Annotated in this window: 20 protein-coding genes; 11 read left to right on the forward strand and 9 right to left on the reverse strand. The window is 67.3% G+C overall.

What is annotated here, in order from left to right; genetic code table 11:
* Positions 1–774, reverse strand: a complete 774-nt coding sequence (locus ACE5CZ_RS09685) for a hypothetical protein (protein WP_374947122.1) — start codon at positions 772–774, stop codon at positions 1–3.
* Between the two features lie 243 nt (positions 775–1,017).
* A complete protein-coding gene (locus ACE5CZ_RS09690; RefSeq protein WP_374947123.1) occupies positions 1,018–1,965 on the reverse strand; it encodes a nucleoside hydrolase in 948 nt (315 codons plus the stop codon).
* 68 nt (positions 1,966–2,033) lie between these two features.
* Here ACE5CZ_RS09690 and ACE5CZ_RS09695 point away from each other — a divergent pair, with 68 nt between their 5' ends.
* The 5 genes from ACE5CZ_RS09695 to ACE5CZ_RS09715 are packed head-to-tail and all read left to right on the forward strand — an operon-like array spanning position 2,034 to position 5,841.
* Positions 2,034–3,209: an adenosylhomocysteinase gene (locus tag ACE5CZ_RS09695; RefSeq protein ID WP_374947124.1), complete on the forward strand. Its 1,176-nt coding sequence runs from the start codon at positions 2,034–2,036 to the stop codon at positions 3,207–3,209.
* A 3-nt stretch (positions 3,210–3,212) separates the two neighbouring features.
* Entirely contained in the window at positions 3,213–3,953 is a 741-nt protein-coding gene (locus ACE5CZ_RS09700; RefSeq protein ID WP_374947125.1) for an IclR family transcriptional regulator, read from the forward strand.
* A gap of 10 nt (positions 3,954–3,963) precedes the next feature.
* Positions 3,964–5,085, forward strand: coding sequence for an adenosine deaminase (locus ACE5CZ_RS09705; RefSeq protein ID WP_374947126.1), 1,122 nt, complete (start codon positions 3,964–3,966; stop codon positions 5,083–5,085).
* A 3-nt stretch (positions 5,086–5,088) separates the two neighbouring features.
* Entirely contained in the window at positions 5,089–5,544 is a 456-nt protein-coding gene (locus tag ACE5CZ_RS09710; RefSeq protein WP_374947127.1) for a PTS sugar transporter subunit IIA, read from the forward strand.
* A gap of 24 nt (positions 5,545–5,568) precedes the next feature.
* On the forward strand, positions 5,569–5,841 hold the full coding sequence (locus tag ACE5CZ_RS09715; protein WP_374947128.1) for a PTS sugar transporter subunit IIB: 273 nt from the start codon (positions 5,569–5,571) through the stop codon (positions 5,839–5,841).
* Between the two features lie 18 nt (positions 5,842–5,859).
* On the opposite strand, the gene ACE5CZ_RS09720 is transcribed toward ACE5CZ_RS09715, so the two are convergent.
* Positions 5,860–7,575: a phospho-sugar mutase gene (locus tag ACE5CZ_RS09720; protein WP_374947129.1), complete on the reverse strand. Its 1,716-nt coding sequence runs from the start codon at positions 7,573–7,575 to the stop codon at positions 5,860–5,862.
* Complete coding sequence (locus tag ACE5CZ_RS09725; protein ID WP_374947130.1) at positions 7,572–8,405, reverse strand: purine-nucleoside phosphorylase; 834 nt, start codon at positions 8,403–8,405, stop codon at positions 7,572–7,574. Before ACE5CZ_RS09725 ends, ACE5CZ_RS09720 begins: the two co-directional genes overlap by 4 nt.
* A 97-nt stretch (positions 8,406–8,502) precedes the next feature.
* Here ACE5CZ_RS09725 and ACE5CZ_RS09730 point away from each other — a divergent pair, with 97 nt between their 5' ends.
* A complete protein-coding gene (locus tag ACE5CZ_RS09730) occupies positions 8,503–9,939 on the forward strand; it encodes an NAD(P)H-quinone dehydrogenase (protein ID WP_374947131.1) in 1,437 nt (478 codons plus the stop codon).
* A 212-nt stretch (positions 9,940–10,151) separates the two neighbouring features.
* On the opposite strand, the gene ACE5CZ_RS09735 is transcribed toward ACE5CZ_RS09730, so the two are convergent.
* Together ACE5CZ_RS09735 and ACE5CZ_RS09740 are read right to left on the reverse strand one after the other, a co-directional pair.
* A complete protein-coding gene (locus ACE5CZ_RS09735; RefSeq protein WP_374947132.1) occupies positions 10,152–11,921 on the reverse strand; it encodes an acetyl/propionyl/methylcrotonyl-CoA carboxylase subunit alpha in 1,770 nt (589 codons plus the stop codon).
* A 93-nt stretch (positions 11,922–12,014) separates the two neighbouring features.
* A complete protein-coding gene (locus ACE5CZ_RS09740; RefSeq protein WP_374947141.1) occupies positions 12,015–12,650 on the reverse strand; it encodes a Maf family protein in 636 nt (211 codons plus the stop codon).
* Positions 12,651–12,686: 36 nt separating this feature from the next.
* Between ACE5CZ_RS09740 and ACE5CZ_RS09745 the strand changes: the two genes are divergently transcribed.
* The 4 genes from ACE5CZ_RS09745 to ACE5CZ_RS09760 are packed head-to-tail and all read left to right on the forward strand — an operon-like array spanning position 12,687 to position 17,069.
* Positions 12,687–13,973 carry a class I SAM-dependent RNA methyltransferase gene (locus ACE5CZ_RS09745; RefSeq protein WP_374947133.1) on the forward strand — a complete coding sequence of 429 codons (1,287 nt, stop codon included), beginning with the start codon at positions 12,687–12,689 and terminating at the stop codon, positions 13,971–13,973.
* Positions 13,974–14,033: 60 nt separating this feature from the next.
* On the forward strand, positions 14,034–14,732 hold the full coding sequence (locus tag ACE5CZ_RS09750; protein ID WP_374947134.1) for a response regulator: 699 nt from the start codon (positions 14,034–14,036) through the stop codon (positions 14,730–14,732).
* Between the two features lie 25 nt (positions 14,733–14,757).
* Positions 14,758–16,053 carry a sensor histidine kinase gene (locus ACE5CZ_RS09755; RefSeq protein ID WP_374947135.1) on the forward strand — a complete coding sequence of 432 codons (1,296 nt, stop codon included), beginning with the start codon at positions 14,758–14,760 and terminating at the stop codon, positions 16,051–16,053.
* A complete protein-coding gene (locus tag ACE5CZ_RS09760; protein ID WP_374947136.1) occupies positions 16,050–17,069 on the forward strand; it encodes a hypothetical protein in 1,020 nt (339 codons plus the stop codon). Before ACE5CZ_RS09755 ends, ACE5CZ_RS09760 begins: the two co-directional genes overlap by 4 nt.
* Positions 17,070–17,353: 284 nt before the next feature.
* Here the strand turns inward: ACE5CZ_RS09760 and ACE5CZ_RS09765 are convergent, their stop codons facing one another.
* Positions 17,354–17,593 carry an acyl-CoA carboxylase subunit epsilon gene (locus ACE5CZ_RS09765; protein ID WP_374947137.1) on the reverse strand — a complete coding sequence of 80 codons (240 nt, stop codon included), beginning with the start codon at positions 17,591–17,593 and terminating at the stop codon, positions 17,354–17,356.
* Positions 17,594–17,714: 121 nt separating this feature from the next.
* A complete protein-coding gene (locus ACE5CZ_RS09770; protein ID WP_374947138.1) occupies positions 17,715–18,713 on the reverse strand; it encodes a hypothetical protein in 999 nt (332 codons plus the stop codon).
* 267 nt (positions 18,714–18,980) lie between these two features.
* Between ACE5CZ_RS09770 and ACE5CZ_RS09775 the strand changes: the two genes are divergently transcribed.
* Entirely contained in the window at positions 18,981–19,796 is an 816-nt protein-coding gene (locus ACE5CZ_RS09775) for an SDR family oxidoreductase (protein ID WP_374947139.1), read from the forward strand.
* A 47-nt stretch (positions 19,797–19,843) separates the two neighbouring features.
* Here the strand turns inward: ACE5CZ_RS09775 and ACE5CZ_RS09780 are convergent.
* The coding region (locus tag ACE5CZ_RS09780) for a hypothetical protein (protein WP_374947140.1) at positions 19,844–20,618 on the reverse strand (775 nt) is incomplete at its 5' end.

Genomic DNA, 20,618 nt, shown 5'->3' on the forward strand with positions numbered 1-20,618 from the left:
TCAATTGCTCAGCTGCGTGATCATCGATCTGAGTTCGGCCAAGAACGATTCCGGGCGGGCGAGGTCATCCTGCGTGTATTGCAGTTCTGTCCACCCTGCCGCCTGAAGTGCCCGTGTGCGCGCAATGTCTTTGCGCCATTGAGCCCTGTCAGCTCGGTGATGGTCTCCTTGGTACTCCATCGACAGCTTGAGGTGGGGGTAGCTCAGATCGACCCTGGCGAGAAATTTACCGTTCGAGTCGAACACGCGTCGGTTGACCGTCGGTTCAGGCAGCCCCGCGAGCACGATGGCGACTCGAAGAAGCGATTCCCGCGGCGATTCTGCTCGTTCGTTGAGCAGGGGAAGCGCCCGCCGGAGGTTGCGAATCCCGCGTCGTGAGGGGTACTCGTCGACGGCACGGGCGAGGTCGACGGGTGTGGTCTGTGGCAGTCGTCGTGCGATAAGTTTGTCGCCGACTGCGACCAACTCGGCCAAGGTCACCATGACGGCGAGGTCGCACCAGGTGCGTTCCGGCGTAGTGACCGGATAACCGAATCGTCGGTCCCAGTCCTGGGCCCGAAGCAGAGTGCTGTGTCCGATGATCCCGCGGGCGTCGACAGCCCGGCGCGATGCGGGGGACGATACATGAAGCTCCGTGTGCGACGTCATCGAGAGGGGAAGCGGCATCGAATAGAGCCGAGCCGCAGTCGTGTGGCTGTAGACACCGCCGGGAGGCATGCGCACGAGAAATGCGCGGCATCGGTCGTCGAGGTAGACGATCGGGCGACGCGGCATTCGGATGCCGTGAAAAGGCTGAAGCAGATCACCGGATCTCAGACGCCCCGGCGTGAGCCCGTGTGCGAGTGCTTCGCGGACGGTGAAAGGGCGATCCGGATACTCAGCGGGCGATTCTTTTCGAGGAGTCACGGGCCCCAGAATGCCCGAATGCGCCGATCCGCCACGGACATTATCCACAGCTTCACTGAGATGCGGAGTTCTGCTGCCTGCACGTCATCGGCGGCGACAGAACTCCGCACCTCAGTGCACGGGCTCTCCGATGCGGCGCAGGGCGTCCTCGATCAGGGCCCAGAATTTGTCTGTGTCGAGGTCGACCGCAACCTGGGTGGTGCAGTCGGCCGGCGGAGGAGAGCGGAAGTCAGCCACGGTCATGCCGAGAGTCAGCGTGCCCGTGAGTTCGACGTCGAGCGGAGTTCTGCGCACGGTCATGACACTCGAATCGATCACGTAGGCCACCGCGCACGGATCGTGAACGGGCGGATGCGTGAAGCCCTGCGCCTCGAGGTAGGTGGTGGCGAAGAAGTCGAGCAGTTCGCCCACGAAGCGCGACGGCGTGGTGCCGATGGCCTCGATGCGCGCGCGGACCTCTGGGGTGGCGAGCGCCTGGTGGGTCAGGTCGAGGCCGACCATGGTGAGCGGCCACGCCTCGTTGAAGACGATGTGCGCCGCCTCCGGATCGATGATGATGTTGAACTCGGCGGTGGCCGACCAGTTTCCGACGTGAAAACCGCCGCCCATCAGCACGACCTCGCGCACCCGGGAAACGATGCGCGGCTCCTTGCGTGCAGCCAACGCGATGTTCGTGAGCCCGCCGGTGGGCACCAGGGTGATCTCGCCGGGTTCACCGGCCATGATCGTGTCGATGATCAGGTCGACGGCGTGCCGCGCGTCGAGTTCGCGGCTCGAGATGGGCAGCTTCGGGCCGTCCATTCCCGATTCGCCGTGGATGTCTGCGGCCACCTCGATACTGCGAACGAGCGGCCTCGGGCATCCGGCCGCGAACGGCACGCCCACGATGCCGGCGATCTCGGCGACCGCCAGGGCGTTGCGGGTGACCTTCTCGAGGGTCTGGTTGCCGACAACGGTCGTCACCGCGAGCAGCTCGATCTCGGGGCTGCCGTGGGCGAGCAGTATGGCGATGGCGTCGTCGTGACCCGGGTCGCAGTCGAGGATGATCTTGCGCGGCATGAAACAACTCCTTCAATTTCATTTCGATCATATATGAAAGTGACATTCATATATGCAACACTGGGCTCATGACTGAGCTCATCGATTCCGCCGCCGCCCGCGTCGAATGGATCAGGTCGCGCATGCGCCTGCTCGCCCGGGTTCGCGAGCAGTTCGCCGTGACGAGGCCTTTCGAGGGGCGTCGCATCGGCATGTCGCTGCACATCGAACCCAAGACGGCAGTACTGCTCGAGACCCTCGCTGCCGGCGGTGCGGAGATCGTCGGAACGGGAAACCACGGGTCGACCCAGGACGATGTGGTCGCGTACCTCCGAGACCAGGGCATGACGCTCTTAGGCCGCCGCGACGACACACTCGACCAGCACCACGCGAACGTGACCGCCGTGCTCGACGCGACCCCCGACATCCTGCTCGACAACGGCGCCGACCTGGCGGCGGGCATCGTGGCCCGCGGCGCGGGCGCGACGCTGATCGGAGGCACCGAGGAGACGACCTCGGGCGGCGACAGGCTGCGTTCCGAGCTCCTCGGCCAGGTTCCTTTTCCGGTGATCGTGATCAACGACAGCCTGCTGAAGCAGCTCGGCGAGAACAAGCACGCGGTCGGCCAGTCGGTGGTCGAGAGCTTCATGCGAATCACGAACCTGATGATTCCCGGGCGCCGGTTCGTGGTGGTCGGCTACGGATGGTGCGGCCGAGGCGTCGCGCACTACCTGCGGGCGCTCGGCGGCAAGGTCGCCGTCGCCGAGGTCGATGAGTTGAAGGCGTTCGAGGCCGCGCTCGATGGCTTTCGGGTCGACACGGCCGACGGCCTCGCCGGGTGGGGCGAGGTGTTCATCACGGCCACCGGTCACGCGAACGTGCTCACGATGTCGGCGATCGAGCGCATGGCCGATGGCGCGATCCTCGCCAACTGCGGGCATTTTCCGTGGGAGATCGACACGGCGTCGCTACGCACTGCGGCGACCGCGACGCGAGCCATCGACGACACGATCGAGCGCATCGACCTGCCGAGCGGTCGGCACGTGATCCTCATTGCCGGTGGCCGCATGTTCAACCTCGCGGGCACGGCGCCGAAGGGCAATTCGCTCGACTCCATGGATCTCGGCTTTCTGCTGCAGGTGCTCTCGCTCGAGCGCGTGGCGACCGGCGCCGACAGCCTGGTCGCCGGCACCCAGCCTGTTCCCGACGACCTGGAACGCGAGATCGCGCGCCGGATGGTCGCGGCCATGGGCGCGAGTCTCTAGGCCATGCCTGTCCTCTCCGAAAAGAGCACGCCGGTCGAGCCGGAATATGCCGCTCCCGCTCTCGACAAGGGTCTCGACATTCTCGAGCTGCTGTCCGCGACGAGCGGAGGTCTGGGCCAGGCCCAGATCGCGTCGGGCGTCGGGCGTTCGGTCAGCCAGATCTTTCGGGTGCTCAGCACCCTCGAGCGACGCGGCTACGTGCACCGCGACGCGCAGTCCGGGCTCTACGTTCTTTCGCTGAGACTGTTCGACCTCGCCCACCGGCACGATCCTCTGCGCGGCCTGCTGCAGGCATCCGTCGGCCCCATGCGCGCCCTCGCAGACGCGACCGAGCAGTCGTGCAACCTGAGCGTCGAGGACTCGGGGCTGTCGCGGGTCGTCGCGCAGGTCGAGAGCCCGGGCGACTTCGGCTTTCAAGTGCGGGTCGGCGCCCTGTTTCCGCTCGACGAGACGGCGACGGGCGAGGTGCTGCGGGCTTTCCGCCCGGGCGATCCGGATGCGCAGGCGCCCGAACTCGGCGCCGTCCGCACGGCGGGGTACGTCGAGCGCGGCGATGAGCTGCACGCCGGCGTCATCGATATCGTCTTTCCCGTGCTGCGCGCCGACGGCACCGCCGTCGCCGCGCTCACCGTTCCCTACGTTGCGACTCGGGCAAGCGTGCGCCGCGTCGACGAGGTGCGACGGCTCGCACGAGCGACGGCCTCGCAGATCGCCACCAGCCTGTTCCCGGAATCGACGCCGTAGGCTGGTCACCATGAACGATTCCCGAGAGCTGTACACGCTCGACAACGGCCGAACGAGCATCCAAGCTCTCCCCAAAGTCTCTTTGCACGACCACCTCGACGGCGGTCTGCGCCCCGCAACGATCCTCGAGCTCGCCGACTCCGTCGGCTTCGAGGTGCCGGCGGCAGACGCTGAGGCACTCGGCGAATGGTTCGAGGATTCGGCCGATTCGGGGTCGCTCGTCGACTACCTCGCGACGTTCGATGTGACCCTCGGCGTGATGCAGACCACCGAAGGACTCGCCCGGGTGGCCCGCGAATTCGTGCAGGATCTGGCAGCCGACGGTGTCGTCTACGGCGAGGTGCGCTGGGCTCCCGAGCAGCACGTCGCCCAAGGCCTGACCCTCGACGAGACCGTCGAGGCGGTGCAGCAGGGCATCGAGCAGGGGCTCGACGACGCCCGCAACGACGGCAAGACGTTGCGCGTGGGGCAGCTGGTCAGCGCCATGCGGCACGCCGAACGCGGTCTCGAGATCGCCGAGCTCGCCGTTCGTCATCGCGAGCGTGGCGTCGTCGGATTCGACATCGCGGGAGCGGAACTCGGCTTTCCGGCCGGCAAACACCGAGCGGCGTTCGACTACCTGGCCCAGAACTACTTTCCCGTCACGGTGCACGCGGGTGAGGCCGACGGCCTCGACAGCATCCGCGGAGCCCTGTTCGACGGCCGTGCACTCCGCCTCGGCCACGGCGTACGACTCGCCGAAGACATCCGTATCGAATCGAGCGACGACGAGAACACCTTCGTCACCATCGGCGGGCTCGCCCAATGGGTCAAAGACCGCGAGATCGCACTCGAGCTCTCGCCCTCGTCGAACCTGCAGACCGGCGCGATCGCTGCGTGGGGAGACGAGCTGCACGACCACCCGTTCGACCTGCTCTACCAGCTCGGCTTCACCGTCACCGTCAACACCGACAACAGGCTGATGGGCAACACGACCCTCAGCCGCGAGCTCTCTCTTCTGTCCGACGCCTTCGGCTACGACCTCGAAGACTTCGAGGTCTTTCAGCTCAACGCCGCCAACGCCACGTTCCTGCCGCTCGACGAACGCCAAGACCTCGCCGACCTGATCATCGCGGGCTTTCAGGGCGCGTAGCTCATGCGTCTCGACGAGCTGCCCGACGACGTCATCGACCTGCGGGCGCACGCGGCCGATTGGCGCGACGCCGTGCGCCTCGCGGGTGACGCCCTGGTCGCCGGCGGGGTCACGACGGAGGCCTACACCGAGCGCATGGTGCAGGTCGTCGAGGAGTTCGGCGCCTACATCGTGATCGCCCCGGGGCTCGCGCTGGCGCACGCGCGGCCGGGCCCCGATGTTCTGCACGATGGGCTCGCGGTCGTGACACTCAATGAATCCGTGGTGTTCGGGCATCCGCACAACGACCCCGTCGATGTCGTGCTGGCGCTCGCGGTGACGAGCAGCCAGAGTCACGTGACCGTGCTGGCCGACCTGGCGAACGTCTTCAACGACCCGACCGCCGCGAGGTCAGTCGCTCAGGCGACGACGGCCGACGCGGTTCGGGCGGTTCTGGCTCAGAGCCACACGCAGCCCTGATGCCGGCGCACTATCGTTGACCGCATGAAGATCATCGCCTTCTGCGGCGCAGGCATCGGAACCTCCGCGATTCTCAAAGTGAACGCCGAACGTGCGCTCGCTCGCCTCGGCATCCAGGCCGACATCGAGGCCACCGATGTGGCCGGCCTCGCGGTCGCCTCGGCAGACGCCCAGGTGATTCTGGCGTCGCCCGAGCTCGTCAAGTTCATCGGCAAGACCTACGCCGACGTCGTCGTCATCGAGAACTACTTCGATCTCGACGAACTCACCCGCAAGCTCGAGATCGCCCTGGGCTGATTGGGCGCGTCCGGCCAGCTAGTCGGCGATCAGCGTGCGCACGCCCTCCTCCAGGCGTGAGAGGGCCGTCGTCGCAGCCGCTCTGCGCTCCTCGAGCGAACCGTCGGAACTCTGCGTGTCGAGGTAGACCTTGAGCTTCGGCTCCGTGCCGCTGGGTCGAACCATCACGCGCGAGCCGTCGTCGAGATGGATGCGCAGCACGTCCGACGATGGCAATGCGCCGCCGGCGCCGAGCAGGTCGTCGATCGAGAACACTCGGATGCCGCCGATCTCAGCGGGCGGTTCGGCCCGGAGGCGGGCCATCACTCGCGTGATCTGCGACAGGTCCGTCACCCGCACCGACACCTGGCTCGAGGCGAACTGACCGAAGCGCATGCTGAACGCGTCGAGCTGATCGCTGAGGGTGAGCCCGCGGGCGGCGAGCCTGCTCGCCACATCGAGAAGCGCCAGAGCCGCCGAGATGCCGTCTTTGTCGCGAACCGTCGCGGGATTCACGAGATATCCGAGCGCCTCCTCGAAACCGAAGACGAGCCCGGGCGTGCGAGAGACCCATTTGAATCCGGTGAGGGTCTCGACGAACTCGAGGCCGTACTCCGTCGCAATCGCTCGCAGAGCGGGCGACGACACGATCGAGCACGCGAGTGTGCCCGAGGCCGACTGCTCGTCGTGGGCGGCGGCATCCAGAATCTCTGCGGCACGCCACCCGAGCAGCGCGCCCACCTCGTTGCCGGTGAGCGCTCGAAAGCCGGCTGGCTGTGACGTATCACGGATGGCGACGGCCAGTCGATCGGCGTCGGGATCGTTCGCGATCACCAGGTCGGCATCGACCTCGCGCGCCGTCTCGAATGCGAGGTCGAGGGCGCCGGGCTCCTCAGGATTCGGAAAGGCGACAGTGGGAAACGCTGAATCGGGTTCGATCTGCTGGCGCACGACAGCGGGTTCGTCGAAACCGGCGGCCTCGAGCACCGAGCGGAACGTCTGCCAGCCCACCCCGTGCATGGCCGTGTAGACGACCTTCGGCTGCTTGGCCGGTCGGGAGGCGAGCGCTGCGGTCTGGGCGACGTACGCCTCGATCACGGACTCGGGCGCGATCTCGTACCGGTCGGAGCGGGGAAGCTCGAGAACGTTCGCCTCGGCGGCGACGCGCAGGATGTGCTTTGCGATGTCGGCGTCGACGGGCGACACGATCTGCGAGCCCTCGTCGGCACCGCCGAGGTAGACCTTGTACCCGTTGTCGTTCGGCGGATTGTGCGAGGCCGTCACCATGACTCCGGCGCTCACATCGAGGTGCCGCACGGCGAATGCCACGAGCGGGGTCGGTAGCAGGCGGGGCAGAAGGATGGCCCGGATGCCGGCGGCCGCCATGATCTCGGCCGTGTCGCTCGCGAAGACGGCGGAGTTCTTGCGTCCGTCGTAGCCGATGACGATGCTGGGCTGCGAGTCGCCGGCCGTGCGCGCGAGCAGAAAAGCGGCGAGTCCCGCGGCGGCCTGCGACACCAGCACGCGGTTCATGCGGTTGGGCCCGGCGGCGATCTCGCCGCGCAGGCCGGCAGTGCCGAAAGCGAGGCGGCTGTCGAAGCGGTCATGCAGTGCGGCTAAGGCCGACGATTCGCCCGCTGCGCCCGAGTCGATCAGGGTCGACAGCTCGGCGCGAGTCTCGTCATCGGGGTCTTGAGCGAGCCAGGCACGAGCCGCCGTGAGCAGCTCGGCGTCGGTCCGCTCGACGTCGGTCACAGCTCGCCCACGATTCGGGCGAGAAGGGAGCCGATCCGGTTCTCGGCGTTTTTGCCGGCCTCGAGGACTTCTTCGTGGCTCAGCGGGGTCTTCTGAATTCCCGCGGCGAGGTTGGTGATCAGGGACATGCCGAGGATCTCCATGCCGGCCTGGCGCGCGGCGATGGCCTCGAGCGCCGTCGACATTCCCACGATGTGGCCGCCGATCGCCTTCGCCATCTGCACCTCGGCCGGGGTCTCGTAGTGCGGGCCGCGAAACTGCACGTAGACGCCCTCGTCGAGGTCGGCGTCGACTGTGCGCGCGATGTCGCGCAGACGGGAGGAGTAGAGGTCGGTGAGGTCGATGAACGTGGCGCCCTCGAGCGGCGAGTCGGCCGTGAGGTTGATGTGGTCGCTGATCAGCACCGGGGTTCCCGGGGCCCAGGTCTCGCGGATGCCTCCCGCGCCGTTGGTGAGGATCATGGTCGTCGCGCCCGTCGCCGCGGCCGCGCGCACGCTGTGCACGACCCTGCGCACACCGTGGTTCTCGTAGTAGTGGGTGCGTGCTCCGATCACGAGCGCGTGTCTGCCGTTCGGCAGCAGAATAGAGCGCAGCGTGCCTCCATGGCCGACGACCGCGGGGGCCGAGAACCCGACGATCTCCGTCGCATCCACTGTGGCCACGGTCTCGCCGATCAGCTCTGCCGCCCGGCCCCATCCGCTGCCCAGCGTGAGGGCGATGTCGTGATGGGCCACGCCCGTCTTCTCGGCGATCTCGGCGGCCGCCTCGCGCGCGATCTCGAACGGATCGGCATCGGCTGAGTCGAGGGGATTGGCTGTCGTGGTGAGCATTGATCCACCTTAGGTTAAGGCGGTGTTCGCCGTGGGTCGAGGGATGCGCGGGGCGCGGGTTTGGCGGTCGCGCGCGCGACACGGGAGAATGGCCGTCATGGTCTATGAGTTCGAGCGCAAGCAGAGAATCGCCGTTCTCGGCGGCGGACCGGGCGGGTACGACGCCGCAATCGCGGGAGCCCAGCTGGGAGCCGACGTCACTCTCATCGAGCGCGTGGGCGTGGGCGGTTCCGCGGTGCTGACCGATGTCGTTCCATCGAAGACGCTCATCGCCACGGCCGAGGCCGCGAACGCCATCGGCGAGGCCGCCGACCTTGGTGTGCAGTTCTTCACGCGAGGAGGAACCGGAAAGCCGGTTCGTCCCGAGATTGCAGTGAACCTGGCCGCCGTCAACAAGCGGCTGCTCGGCCTCGCGAGGCAGCAGTCCGAAGACATGAAGTCGAGCCTCATCCGTTCGGGTGTGCGCATCGTCACGGGCGAGGGCCGCCTCGATAGCGCGAACTCGGTGATCGTGTCGACCTCGAAGGGCGAAGACGGCACCGACTTCGACGAGATCGAGGCCGACACCATCGTCGTCTCCGTGGGTGCCAGCCCCCGCATCCTCGCGTCGGCGGTTCCCGACGGCGAGCGCATTTTCACGTGGACCCAGCTCTACACGCTCAAGACCATTCCCGAGCACCTCATCGTTGTCGGCTCGGGCGTCACCGGCGCCGAGTTCGCATCGGCCTACACAGCCCTGGGGTCGAAGGTCACGCTCATCTCGAGCCGTGACCAGGTTCTGCCCGGCGAAGACGCCGACGCGGCGGCCGTGATCGAGAACGTGTTCAAGCGCAACGGCATGACCGTGCTCTCCAAGTCTCGCGCCGACTCGGTCGTTCGCACCGACACGGGAGTTGTGGCCACCCTCGCTGACGGTCGCACCGTCGAGGGCAGCCACTGCCTGATGGCCGTCGGCTCCATCCCGAACACCGAGGGCATCGGCCTGGCCGAGGCCGGCGTGCAGCTCACCGAATCCGGGCACATCCGGGTGAACAGGGTCGCGCGCACGTCGATGCCGAGCATCTACGCGGCCGGCGATTGCACGACCTTCCTGCCGCTGGCATCCGTCGCCTCGATGCAGGGCCGCACGGCCGTGTTCCACGCCATGGGCGACGCGGTCAACCCGACCGAGCTGCGCAATGTGTCGTCGAACATCTTCACCCAGCCGCAGATCGCCACCGTCGGCTGGACCCAGCAGCAGATCGAAGAGGGCATTGCCCAGGGCGACATCTACAAGCTGCCGTTGTCAGAGAATCCCCGCGCCAAGATGATGGGCATCAAGGAAGGTTTCGTGAAGCTCTTCGCCCGCACCGGCTCGGGCACCGTCATCGGAGGCGTCGTCGTGGCGCCGAACGCGTCGGAGCTCATCTTTCCGATCGCCCTCGCCGTGGAGCACAGGCTCACGGTCGACGCGGTCTCGCGCGCGTTCAGCGTGTACCCATCGCTGTCGGGAAGCATCTCCGACGCGGCCCGCGCGATGCACATCGTGCTCTAGAGCCCCGTCGCACCTCCGCCCCGTCGCACGTCGCACCTTCGCCCCTTCGCCCCTTCGCCCCGTCGTGCCTTCGCGGATGAGGAAATTCCTGCGACTCGCCGGGTCCGGCAGCACGACACGCCGGCTGCACCGAGGTTCTTCCTCATCCGTGAAAGGGACTGGGGAGACTCGTGAAAGGGGCTGGCGAGACTCGTGAAAGGGGCTGGCGAGACCTAGGCGATGTCGAGCAGAACGGTGCCCGACGACACAGTCGCGCCGACTGCCGCCGAGATCGTGGCGATCGTGCCGTCTTTGTGCGCCGTGATGGGCTGCTCCATCTTCATGGCCTCGAGCACCAGCACCAGGTCGCCCTTGACGACCGTGTCGCCCTCGGCCACGGCGATCTTCACGATCGTCGCCTGCATGGGCGCCTTGACCGAGTTGCCGGTCGCCGTCGAGACACCGGATGCCGCCCCGCGGCGCTTCGGGGCAGAGCCTGCGGTCGCAGAGCGCGCGGCCGACGAGCCGCCGCCGAAGCTCGCGGGCAAGGCCACTGAGACGCGCTTGCCGTCGACCTCGAGCACGACCGTGGTTCGCTCTGCGGCGGGCGCGGCCTCGTCGATCTCTCCGGCCCAGGGCTCGATGTCGTTGACGTACTCGGTCTCGATCCAGCGAGTGAAGATGCTGAACGGCTGGCGATCGGACGGGGCGAAGGCGGCGTCGCGCACGATCGACCTGTGGAACGGCAGGACGGTGGGAAGGCCGTGCACCTCGAACTCGTCGAGCGCGCGACGAGAGCGCTCGAGCGCGTCTTCACGAGAGCTTCCGGTGACGATGAGCTTCGCCAGCAGCGAGTCGAACGAGCCCGAGATGACGTCGCCCGCCCGAATTCCGGTGTCGACGCGCACGCCGGGGCCGCCGGGCGTCGTGAAGGTGTGAATGGGCCCGGGGCTCGGCAAGAATCCGCGACCGGCGTCTTCGCCGTTGATGCGGAACTCGAAGGAGTGGCCGCGGGGTACCGGGTCGTCGTAGTCGAGCACGCCGCCCTCAGCGAGGCGAAACTGTTCGCGCACCAGGTCGATGCCCGTGACCTCTTCGGAGACGGGGTGCTCGACCTGCAGGCGGGTGTTCACCTCGAGGAACGACACAGTTCCGTCGCCGGCGACGAGGAACTCGCAGGTGCCGGCCCCGACGTAGCCGACCTCTTTCAGAATGGCCTTGGATGCGCGGTACAGCTCGGCGTTCTGCGCGTCGCTCAAGAACGGGGCCGGGGCCTCTTCGACGAGCTTCTGGTGGCGGCGCTGCAGCGAGCAGTCGCGGGTCGACACGACGACGACGTTGCCGTGCGCATCGGCGAGGCACTGGGTCTCGACGTGGCGGGGCTTGTCGAGGTACTTCTCGACGAAGCACTCGCCGCGGCCGAAGGCGGTGATGGCCTCGCGGGTGGCCGATTCGAACTGCTCCACGATCTCGTCTTCGGTGTAGGCGATCTTGAGGCCACGACCGCCTCCGCCGAACGCGGCCTTGATGGCCACGGGCAGGCCGTGCTGCGCGACGAACGCGAGCACCTCGTCGGCGCCTCCCACGGGGTCGATCGTGCCCGGCGCGAGCGGCGCGCCGACCTTCTCGGCGACATGACGGGCCGAGACCTTGTCGCCGAGCTTTTCGATCGCGGCCGGCGACGGGCCGATCCAGGTGAGCCCCGCATCCATCACGGCCTGGGCGAACTCGGCGTTCTCGGCGAGAAACCCGTAGCCCGGGTGCACGGCGTCTGCGCCGCTTCGCCGGGCGATGGAGAGGATCTTCGGAATGACGAGGTAGGTCTCGGCGCTCGTGGTGCCCTCGAGGGCGTACGCCTCATCGGCGAGCTGGGCGTGCATGGAGTCTCGGTCTTGATCGGCGTAGACGGCGACCGATCCGATTCCGGAGTCTTTGGCGGCCCGGATGACCCGCACTGCGATTTCGCCTCTGTTGGCTATGAGTACTTTGGTGATGCGCGGCATAATTCACCCAGCCTATTGGGCTACGAGCGTCGTCCTTTGGCAGACGCGAACAAAAATGTGGCCGAGACCCTGTGAAAACCTCTTACGAACCGCTCACGTCCGCAGCGACAGCCAGTCGATGTCGAGCTCGGCCAGCATGGTGCGCAGCGTCGGCAGCGACATGCCGATGACCGTCGACGGCGCGCCGGTGACCGAGCGGATGAAGGGAGCTGCGAGCCCGTCGATCGTGAATGCTCCGGCCACCCGCAGGGGCTCGCCGCTGGCGATGTAGGCGTCGATCTCGTGCTCGCTGATGTCGGAGGCGAACTCCACCGAGGCGTGTGCCGTCGCGCCGAGGGAGCGTACCGGCTCGCCGTTCCTTACCTCGATGATCCAGTGTCCCGAGTGCAGCGTGCCAGTCTTGCCCCGCTGCTCGAGCCAGCGCTCGCGGGCGACCTCCGGCTCGTGCGGCTTGCCGTAGATGATGCCGTCGAGCTCGAAGGCCGAGTCGCCGCCGAGAATCACGCCGTCGATCTCCTCGCCATCCGGTCGTTGCCCGAGAATCGCCTCTGCCTTGAGCCGGGCCAGAAGCGTGACCATGGCCGAGGCATCCAGTTCGCCGTTGGAGTCGGTGGCCAGCCGCACAGCGGCCTCCTCGTCGACGTTCGACGGCACGACCACGGGCTCTATTCCGATCTGCCTGAGCAGCACGAGGCGGGCCGGTGAGGTTGAGGCGAGGTAGAGGCGCACGGCAAGCACCGCCCTTTCGTATGGGATGCTCGAATCATGGCTGACGCGCAGGGAACACAGGTCGAGCTGGAGATAACAAACGTAGCCCACGGCGGAATATCGGTGGCACGACTCGATGGCCGCGCGGTGTTCGTCTCGGACTCCCTTCCCGGCGAGCGGGTGGTCGCGCGCATCACCGACGACGAGCACGCCTCGTTCTGGCGCGCCGAGACTGTCGATGTGCTTGAGGCGTCGCCGCACCGGGTGCCGCACGTGTGGCAGGCGTCATCCGTCGACCGCGACCCCGACGACCGGGCCGGTGGCGCCGAGTTCGGCCACATCGACCTGCCCTGGCAGCGCGAGCTCAAGCGCCAAGTCATCGTCGACTCGCTGAAACGATTCGCCGGTCTCGAGCGCGACATCGAGGTCGAGGCCGTCGACGGCGACGACACCCGCGGCGGGCTCGGGTGGCGAACGCGGGTGCGACTGCATGTGGATGCCGATGGCCGGGTCGGCCCTTTCGCTGCCCGGTCGCATCGGGTCATCTCCGTCGACGACCTGCCGCTGGCAACCCCTGCCCTCGAGAGCGAGGCTCCCCTCGGCGATCGTATCGACGGCTCGCACTTTCCCGCCGACGGCTACATCGACCTGGTCGCGCCGTCGCAGGGAGCGCCCCGCTTCGTCACCTCGAGAGAGACGCCCGAGAAGAGCCGGGCCGGCCGCGGCGCCGCGCGGCGTGGGCGCAGCATCACCGAGGTGGTAGACGGACGCGAATTCCTGCTCGACGAGCAGGGGTTCTGGCAGGTGCACCGCCAAGCTGCGTCGACGCTAACGCGCGCGATCCGCACCGAGGTGCTCGACGAACGGCTCGATCCGGGAGCCTTCAATCTCGATCTCTACGGCGGAGTCGGCCTGCTCGCGGCGGCGCTCGGCGAGAAGGTCGGAGCGGGACTGCGCATCACAAGCGTCGAAGGAAACGAGCTCGCCACCGACTACGCGGCCGAGAACCTCAGCGAGTGGGTCGGCGCGAGTGCGGAGACGAACAGGGTCGACCGCTACCTGCGCCAGCTCGAGAAGAACGCGCACGGGCCCGAGCGCGAGCGGCTGTCCCGGGCCACGGTGATTCTCGATCCGCCCCGCGCCGGGGCGGGCAAACAGGTCGTGAACTCCCTCATCTCGCTCGATGTCGCCCAGGTCGTCTACGTGGCGTGCGACCCGGTAGCGTTCGCCCGCGACGCGGGCCAGTTCGAGCGCGCAGGCTACTCCGTGCGCTCGATGCGCGCGTTCGACCTGTTCCCGCACACTCATCACGTCGAATCGGTGGCTGTCCTCACCAAGGACTGACCACGCGGGCCTCGGAGTGCCCGTCCGTTACGATCGGAGTGACCCGCAGGGAAGGCCGCCATGATTCCCCCAGACACATCCGCTTCCGCAGACGACCTCGCCGACACGCCTGTACGGGTCGCCATCGTCGATGACCACGAATCTGTTCTGCTCGGTCTGAAGGCCGCCTGCCTCGAGGCCGGCTACGAGGTGGTGGCCGTCGGCCTCACCGTTCCCGACCTCATCCGCGCGCTCGGAACGAGGCCGTCGGACGTCGTGGTGCTCGACCTCAGCATCGGAGACGGGCTCAGCATCACCCACAACGTCGAGGCCGCGCTCAAGACGGGCGCGTCTGTGCTGGTTCACAGCATCGCCGACCGCACGGCGAGTGTGCGCGAGGCGCTGGCGGCGGGCGCGGCAGGCGTCATCCCCAAGTCTGCGGCGACCAGCACGGTGATCGCGGCGATCGCGACGGTCGCCGGTGGGGGAGTGCTCAACAACGTCGAGTGGGCGAGCGCCATCGACGCCGATGCCGAGTTCTCGCGCGCACGACTCACCGCGAGGGAGCGCGACGTGCTGCACCTCTATGCGGCCGGGCTGCCGCTCAAGCTCGTGGCGTCGCAACTCGGCATCGCAACGCCGACCGCCCGCGAATACCTCGACCGGGTGCGCGCGAAGTACGTGCAGGTCGGGCGTCCCGCCCCCACCAAGGTCGATCTTCTGAAGCGGGCCGTCGAAGACGGCATCCTGGCGCTCGGCGAGAACGTCGGCGGCAGGTAGAAAGGTGTCTGCAGCGGCTCGGCCCGTGGCCGACGAGACCCGACCCGCATCGGCGCCGTCGGGCATCCTGAACCGGATGCGCGGGTCGATCTCGAGGGCGCGCATCGAGACCGTGATGAGTCGCACCGCCGGCATCGTCGGCTTCATCTTCGCGGTGCAATCGCTGCCCGCGGTGATCGACGCGGGCGCCTATGTCACGCCGGCCTGGGCGGCCGCGCTGCCCGCGGTCGTGTTCGCGGGCATCCTGGCCGTGGTCGTCACGAGCATCATCGGCCGGGGAGTCGCCCTCGCGGCGGGGGTGATGGCCACGGTGTTCGTGCTCTCGCTTGTTCTCTGGCCCGCGGCCGTGATCCATCCCAACGACATCGCGCCATCCCGGCCCTGGCTCTGGTACATCGTGACGGTGGCCACGGCGTGCGCGGTCATCTCGTTCACCGTGTGGCTGGCCGCGTTCTACGTGGTGGTCGTTCCGATCGTCTACGCGGTCGTTCGCGCCCTGCCCTCGGGCGGCGAGGCGAGTCCCGAACTGGCCGCGCTCGATGCTCTCTACGTCTTCATCCTGGGCGCCTTCATTCTGATTCTGCTCACGACCCTGCGCAATGCGGCCGACCGAGTCGACAGGGCGCAGCAGGCCGCCATGCTGCGGTACTCCGTCGCGGTCAAGCAGGATGCGATGGAGGCGGAGCGCCTGCACGTCGATGCGCTCGTGCACGACCGGGTGCTCACGACGCTGCTGTCGGCATCCAGAAGCTCGAGCGCCATGGAACGCGACCTGGTCGTGGGCATGGCGCGGGATGCGCTCCGCGCACTGCACTCGTCGGGCGAACCGGGCGACCCCGGCTTCGAGACGACGCTCGGCGAACTCGCCGAGCGACTCGCCAACGCCGCCCGCGTTCTCTCGCCCGACTTCGACTACGCGCAGCAGTCGATTCCCGAGCGGGCGGTGCCGGGCGATGTCGCCGAGGCCGTCTTCTCAGCCGCCGTTCAAGCCATGGTCAACAGCCTGCAGCACGCCGAAAGGCCCGACGCCCCGCAGAAAGCCATCGAACGCACGGTCTCGGTGCATGCGCACCACGGCGAGGGTTTCACCGTGCAGATCTCCGACACGGGGGTGGGCTTCGATCCGACCGCCGTGCCGCAGGAGCGCCTGGGGCTTCGGGTCAGCATCCGCGAACGCGTCGTGACCGTGGGCGGCGCGGTGCAGGTGCAGTCTGTTCCCGGCGGCGGCGCATCCATCGTGATCGTCTGGCCCGACCCGAACCGCGAGACCACGACAGAACAGCTGCGCCGCTCGTTCGACTCGAGCTCGGAAACCGCATGATCTCGTCACCGCGGTTTCTCGTCATCGGCCTCGCGGCACTGTTCTCGACGTACCACCTCGTGCTCGCCCTCTCTTCGATCTCGGTGCCGCGTGACCCGGTGCCTGTCGTCGTCGCCATGATCCTCTACGCGACCGTCACGGCCGTGAGCCTGTGGAGCCCGGCCTCGAAACGCATGCCCGCCTGGAACGCGGCCCTGAACGTGGCGGTCGGCCTGGTGCTGTGCATGCTCGTGCTCTCCCAACTCGACCCGCGTGCAGAGAACGGCTACGCCACCTGGTTCGTGGCCGCGATCTTCACACTGCTCGTGATCACCGTGGTGCGCGGCCAGCCCACATTCGCCTGGATCGGCGTCGTCGTCACGGCATCCACGATCGTGGTGTGGGCGAATCCGCTGGCACTGACCACGACCGGCGTCATCGGCGGGGCGCTCTGGGTGGCGGTCGCACACGGCCTGTCGGTGGCGCTCGTTCGTGCCGAGCGGGATGCCGCCCAATACGCCCGCGCCGGCATCAAGGCGGCCGAATGGCAGGCGAACCAAGAGGCGCTTCTCTCTGAGCGCAGGCGCCGTCTCGAGCAGATGGACAAGCTCGCCGCTCCGATGCTGCGCCGGATCGTCGCATCCGACGGCGCGCTCGGGCCGCAGGAGCGGCGGGAGTGCCTGCACCTCGAGGCGGCGATCCGCGACGAGATCCGGGGGCGACTCCTGCTCACCGACGACGTGCGCGCCGAGGTGATGGCGGCGCGTCGCCGGGGCGTGCACGTCACGATGCTCGACGACGGAGGGCTCGACGCGCTTCCCGAGACCGACAGGCTCGCGGCCCTCGCCGAACTCGTCGACGTGGTCGATGGGGTCGAGGCCGACCGGCTGATCATCCGCACGGGCACGCAGGACTCCGACACGGCGGTGTCGGTCGTCGGGCTTCGAGACACCGGCGACGACGGAACCGCTGCCGCGCTCGGTGACGACGACGGCGATGACGAGGTCACCCTGTGGCACGAGATCCGGCGGCCCTGAACGGCTGTGCTTCTGAACGGCTGTGCTTCTGAACGGCTGTGCTTCTGAACCGCTGCGCCCGTTAACAGAAGAGTGGGGCCGACGGTGATCCATCGGCCCCACAGTACACATCCGAGTCAGAGCACTAACCCGAATAGTGCTCTGACTCGCCCCCAGTTCACGGCCCGCTTACCCTAGATGGCGATGAACTGGCGGTGCTCATCCCGAAGGAGAACACCTAGCACAGTCATCATCGCCCCACTCGACCGAATGCCACCAGTCGGCATAAATGAGGACACGCCGACTCAGGTCGCGCTGCGCCATTCGCCGGGGCCGGGGTGGATGGGCGTGCGCAGGTCGCGGCGCGACTTCTGCCAGCCGCTCACCGGCGTCACGACCGCGGGCGACGAGGCGGGCGGGTTGGCGAGTGCCGCCTGCAGCACGGCGGTCACGGCCGCGATCTCCTCGGCCTCGAGATTCGGCGTGGTGATCGTGAACTCGATCGGCGCCGAGGCGGCGAGGGAGGCGGATGTCGATTCAGGCACGCAGTCGAGGCTACAGGAGGACGACGATCAGGGTGAGCGTCGATGCTGCCTAGTGCTGCTCGGTGCTGCCGAGCGCGCCCTCAGCGGGCGACCGCTCGCTCGTGAACGGGGCGCCCGCCCGCTAACCGCGCGCTCGGCCACGCGTGACGTCGTCGAGAGGACGGATGCGGAACGCGTCGGGGTGGTTCGGGGGCACCTGCGGCACTCCCATCTCGCAGAGACGTTGAGTGAGGCGACGCGGCGATACGGCGATCGACCAGTCCCACCGACCGAAGCCGTCGCTCTGCAGTCGCAGCCAGTCCTCGCGCTGCTTCTCTTCCCACAGAGCCTGCTCAGGGGAACGACCACGAAGAAACCGAGGATCTTCGAACTTGGAGCGGCCGTCGACCTCGCCGATCGTGTTGACCCCTCGAAACCAGTGGTCGACGAACGCGTGCTCGCCGTTCGGCCCCCAGAACTCCTTCTGCAGCTCGGGTCGAGGAAAGCGACAGCGCGCCATGGTCACCCGGCTCGCGGATTCGGCGACGGACTCCGCCAGCGGCGTCGCGAATTCGACGACGCGGGCGGCGCGCGCGGAACCGCGGAAGCGGCCCATGGCATCCAGAAGGTCAGAAAGATCGCCAGTCGTGGTCAGTTCGTTATGCAGAGCGAAATCTGCGGCTGCCACGGCAGACAGAAAAGGTGCCGTGGCGGCCAGATCGAGCACGGTACGAGTGACCCCCGTCACGTGCACGCCGTCTACCGTCGTGAGGCCTGCATGCTCGAATCCCAGTGCATGACGTCGGATGCGGTCGTGCGACCGGCCGCCGCTCGCCTTTTCGGTGAGAAGATGAACCTCGGCGGGCCAGGATCCGACTATCGGAAGACGCCACAGCGCGGCCGCCGAGTAGCCGTGCAGCACCACGTCGGAACGCCTGCTCTGGGCGACGGCGAAGACGCGTGCGCGGTACTGCTCGTCAGTGTCCCAGCGATCCCAGTCCTGCTTTGTCACGTAGGCACCGTGTGCGACGCGCAGCAGTTCGCCCCGTGCAGCACGACGACGTAGCCCGGCATCGTCGCCCACGAGAAGGGTGCGCTCTCGCACGAAGAGCAGGCGGTCTTCAGGGTTGTCGGGTGGCATCTCCACAGGATGTCGCGATGATCCGGAGCGGATGGGCGACGTGTGCTCTTCTGTGCACCCGGTTGCTCGGCAGGCCTCGGGGGAGGAGTGGCCTCAGCCGGTCATCCCAGTGACGCGGGCACCTCGAGCGGCGCCTCGAGCGCGCCTCGAGCGGACACACGCGTGGTTGCGCACCGCGCGGGTGCCCGGCGAGCGCGCGCTCGGCGCGGCACGCCGCGGGCGTCAAGCCCTCCCGTCCACAGTGCTGGCCCCCGTAGCGTCGAGGTCATGAGCACTTCGAACTTCTCGCCGCACCGCGCCATCGTCACCGGATCGAACTCGGGCATCGGCAGGGCCACGGCCCTGGCGCTCGCCGAGGCGGGCATGGATGTCGGCATCACCTTCCACTCCGATTCCGACGGTGCCGACGAGACGGCTGCCATGGTGCGTTCGCTCGGACGCGACGCGCACGTCGCGCAACTCGATACGGGCGAGCTCGACACCGTGCCCGGAACGATTTCGTCGCTGATCGAGAAGCTGGGTGGCGTCGACGTGTTCGTCAACAACGCCGGGGTCATGGATGTCGCACCGTTTCTCGAGATGGATCTGGAGACCTGGCGCCACACCATCGCCGCCGACCTCGACGGCGCCTTTCTCTGCATCCAGACCGCCGCGCGAACGATGCTCGAGCAGGCCACGGGCGGCCGCATCATCGGAGTCACGAGCGTGCATGAGCATCAGCCCCGGGTCGGCTCGAGTGCCTACGACGCGGCCAAGCACGGATTCGGGGGACTATTGAAGACTGCGGCGCTCGAACTCGGCCAGCACGACATCACGGTCAACGCGGTGGCTCCCGGCGAGATCGCCACACCGATGAACGACATGACCGACGAGGAGGCGTTCACCACGCACCGCCCCGGCATCCCGCTCGGACGCTCGGGCATCGCGGGCGAGATCGCCGCCGTCATCGCGTTTCTGGCCTCGCCGGCTGCGAGCTACGTGACCGGCGCATCCTGGGCCGTCGACGGCGGCATGCTGCAGATGGGCCCGCAGGGCGGATCGCACCTCAGCACCGACGACTGGCGCGACGCCGCCACCGAGTAGCACGTGCCGTGCGATAGCGATATGACCCTCCTGCTTGAACGCACGAGTCAGTCCGTGCCTTCGGTCGCCTCTTGGAGGTCGTCTGTCGTCTTCGCTGACTCCAAATCGTGGAGATAGACATACCGCTGCTTGCGAACGTAGGCGCTGGACTTGCCCGAATTCGTGTTCGGTATCGACTGCGAAAGTTGCCGGTGCCCCTCCTCGCCCGGCTTCGTAAGAATGAACACCATCCATTCGGCGCCATCCCGAGCAGTCTGTTGAAAAGCCTTGATCGCGTTCGCAATCCACCTGTCCTGCTCGGTTCCTAAGTCGAAACGGCGTGCGATTTCAGCACCTGTGAACGGCACTCGGGCTTCTTTATAGAGAACTCTGGCGAGGTCAGACTTGATCTCCTTGTCGACGTAGAAAGAGATGTAATTCACATCTCGGAAAAACCTGTTGGGCTGACAGACATATACGCCGTGGTTCTGGTATTCAGCCCAGGCCTGCCTAGCGGGAACAACCAGCGCGCGGTTCGGGGGCACGATCGGCTTCTTCGAAATGAGGCCAGGGACTCTTGAATGAGAACTGACTAGTGCCTCCAGGCCTGGATCCATCCAGGAAAGGAGTTGAAGAATGTTGCCATGAAGTTGAGTGAGGTCGAGCTGATGTACCGGCTCGTGATGTGCCAAACGGTTACGAAGGTTTCTCAGGTCCTCGAGAGGGCCAGAGACGTTCTGGCGCTTGAATTTCCCGGACGCATAGGGGAAGACCTTGTGAAGTTGTTTGCGCCACAACTCGTCGTATGGTGGCGCAAAAAGCCGAACCCAGAAACCAAAGGTG

It is taken from the genome of Agreia sp. (assembly GCF_964263775.1).
In the GTDB taxonomy this organism is placed as follows: domain Bacteria; phylum Actinomycetota; class Actinomycetes; order Actinomycetales; family Microbacteriaceae; genus Agreia.

Bases quoted from the DNA above. Each gene is read 5' to 3' on its own strand.
- ACE5CZ_RS09685 (WP_374947122.1), bottom strand. From the start codon at position 774: ATGCCGCGTCGCCCGATCGTCTACCTCGACGACCGATGCCGCGCATTT.
- ACE5CZ_RS09735 (WP_374947132.1), bottom strand. From the start codon at position 11,921: ATGCCGCGCATCACCAAAGTACTCATAGCCAACAGAGGCGAAATCGCA.
- ACE5CZ_RS09710 (WP_374947127.1), top strand. From the start codon at position 5,089: ATGCGTCTCGACGAGCTGCCCGACGACGTCATCGACCTGCGGGCGCAC.
- ACE5CZ_RS09690 (WP_374947123.1), bottom strand. From the start codon at position 1,965: ATGCCGCGCAAGATCATCCTCGACTGCGACCCGGGTCACGACGACGCC.
- ACE5CZ_RS09730 (WP_374947131.1), top strand. From the start codon at position 8,503: ATGGTCTATGAGTTCGAGCGCAAGCAGAGAATCGCCGTTCTCGGCGGC.
- ACE5CZ_RS09715 (WP_374947128.1), top strand. From the start codon at position 5,569: ATGAAGATCATCGCCTTCTGCGGCGCAGGCATCGGAACCTCCGCGATT.
- ACE5CZ_RS09750 (WP_374947134.1), top strand. From the start codon at position 14,034: ATGATTCCCCCAGACACATCCGCTTCCGCAGACGACCTCGCCGACACG.
- ACE5CZ_RS09705 (WP_374947126.1), top strand. From the start codon at position 3,964: ATGAACGATTCCCGAGAGCTGTACACGCTCGACAACGGCCGAACGAGC.
- ACE5CZ_RS09775 (WP_374947139.1), top strand. From the start codon at position 18,981: ATGAGCACTTCGAACTTCTCGCCGCACCGCGCCATCGTCACCGGATCG.
- ACE5CZ_RS09700 (WP_374947125.1), top strand. From the start codon at position 3,213: ATGCCTGTCCTCTCCGAAAAGAGCACGCCGGTCGAGCCGGAATATGCC.
- ACE5CZ_RS09770 (WP_374947138.1), bottom strand. From the start codon at position 18,713: ATGCCACCCGACAACCCTGAAGACCGCCTGCTCTTCGTGCGAGAGCGC.
- ACE5CZ_RS09725 (WP_374947130.1), bottom strand. From the start codon at position 8,405: ATGCTCACCACGACAGCCAATCCCCTCGACTCAGCCGATGCCGATCCG.
- ACE5CZ_RS09760 (WP_374947136.1), top strand. From the start codon at position 16,050: ATGATCTCGTCACCGCGGTTTCTCGTCATCGGCCTCGCGGCACTGTTC.
- ACE5CZ_RS09745 (WP_374947133.1), top strand. From the start codon at position 12,687: ATGGCTGACGCGCAGGGAACACAGGTCGAGCTGGAGATAACAAACGTA.
- ACE5CZ_RS09695 (WP_374947124.1), top strand. From the start codon at position 2,034: ATGACTGAGCTCATCGATTCCGCCGCCGCCCGCGTCGAATGGATCAGG.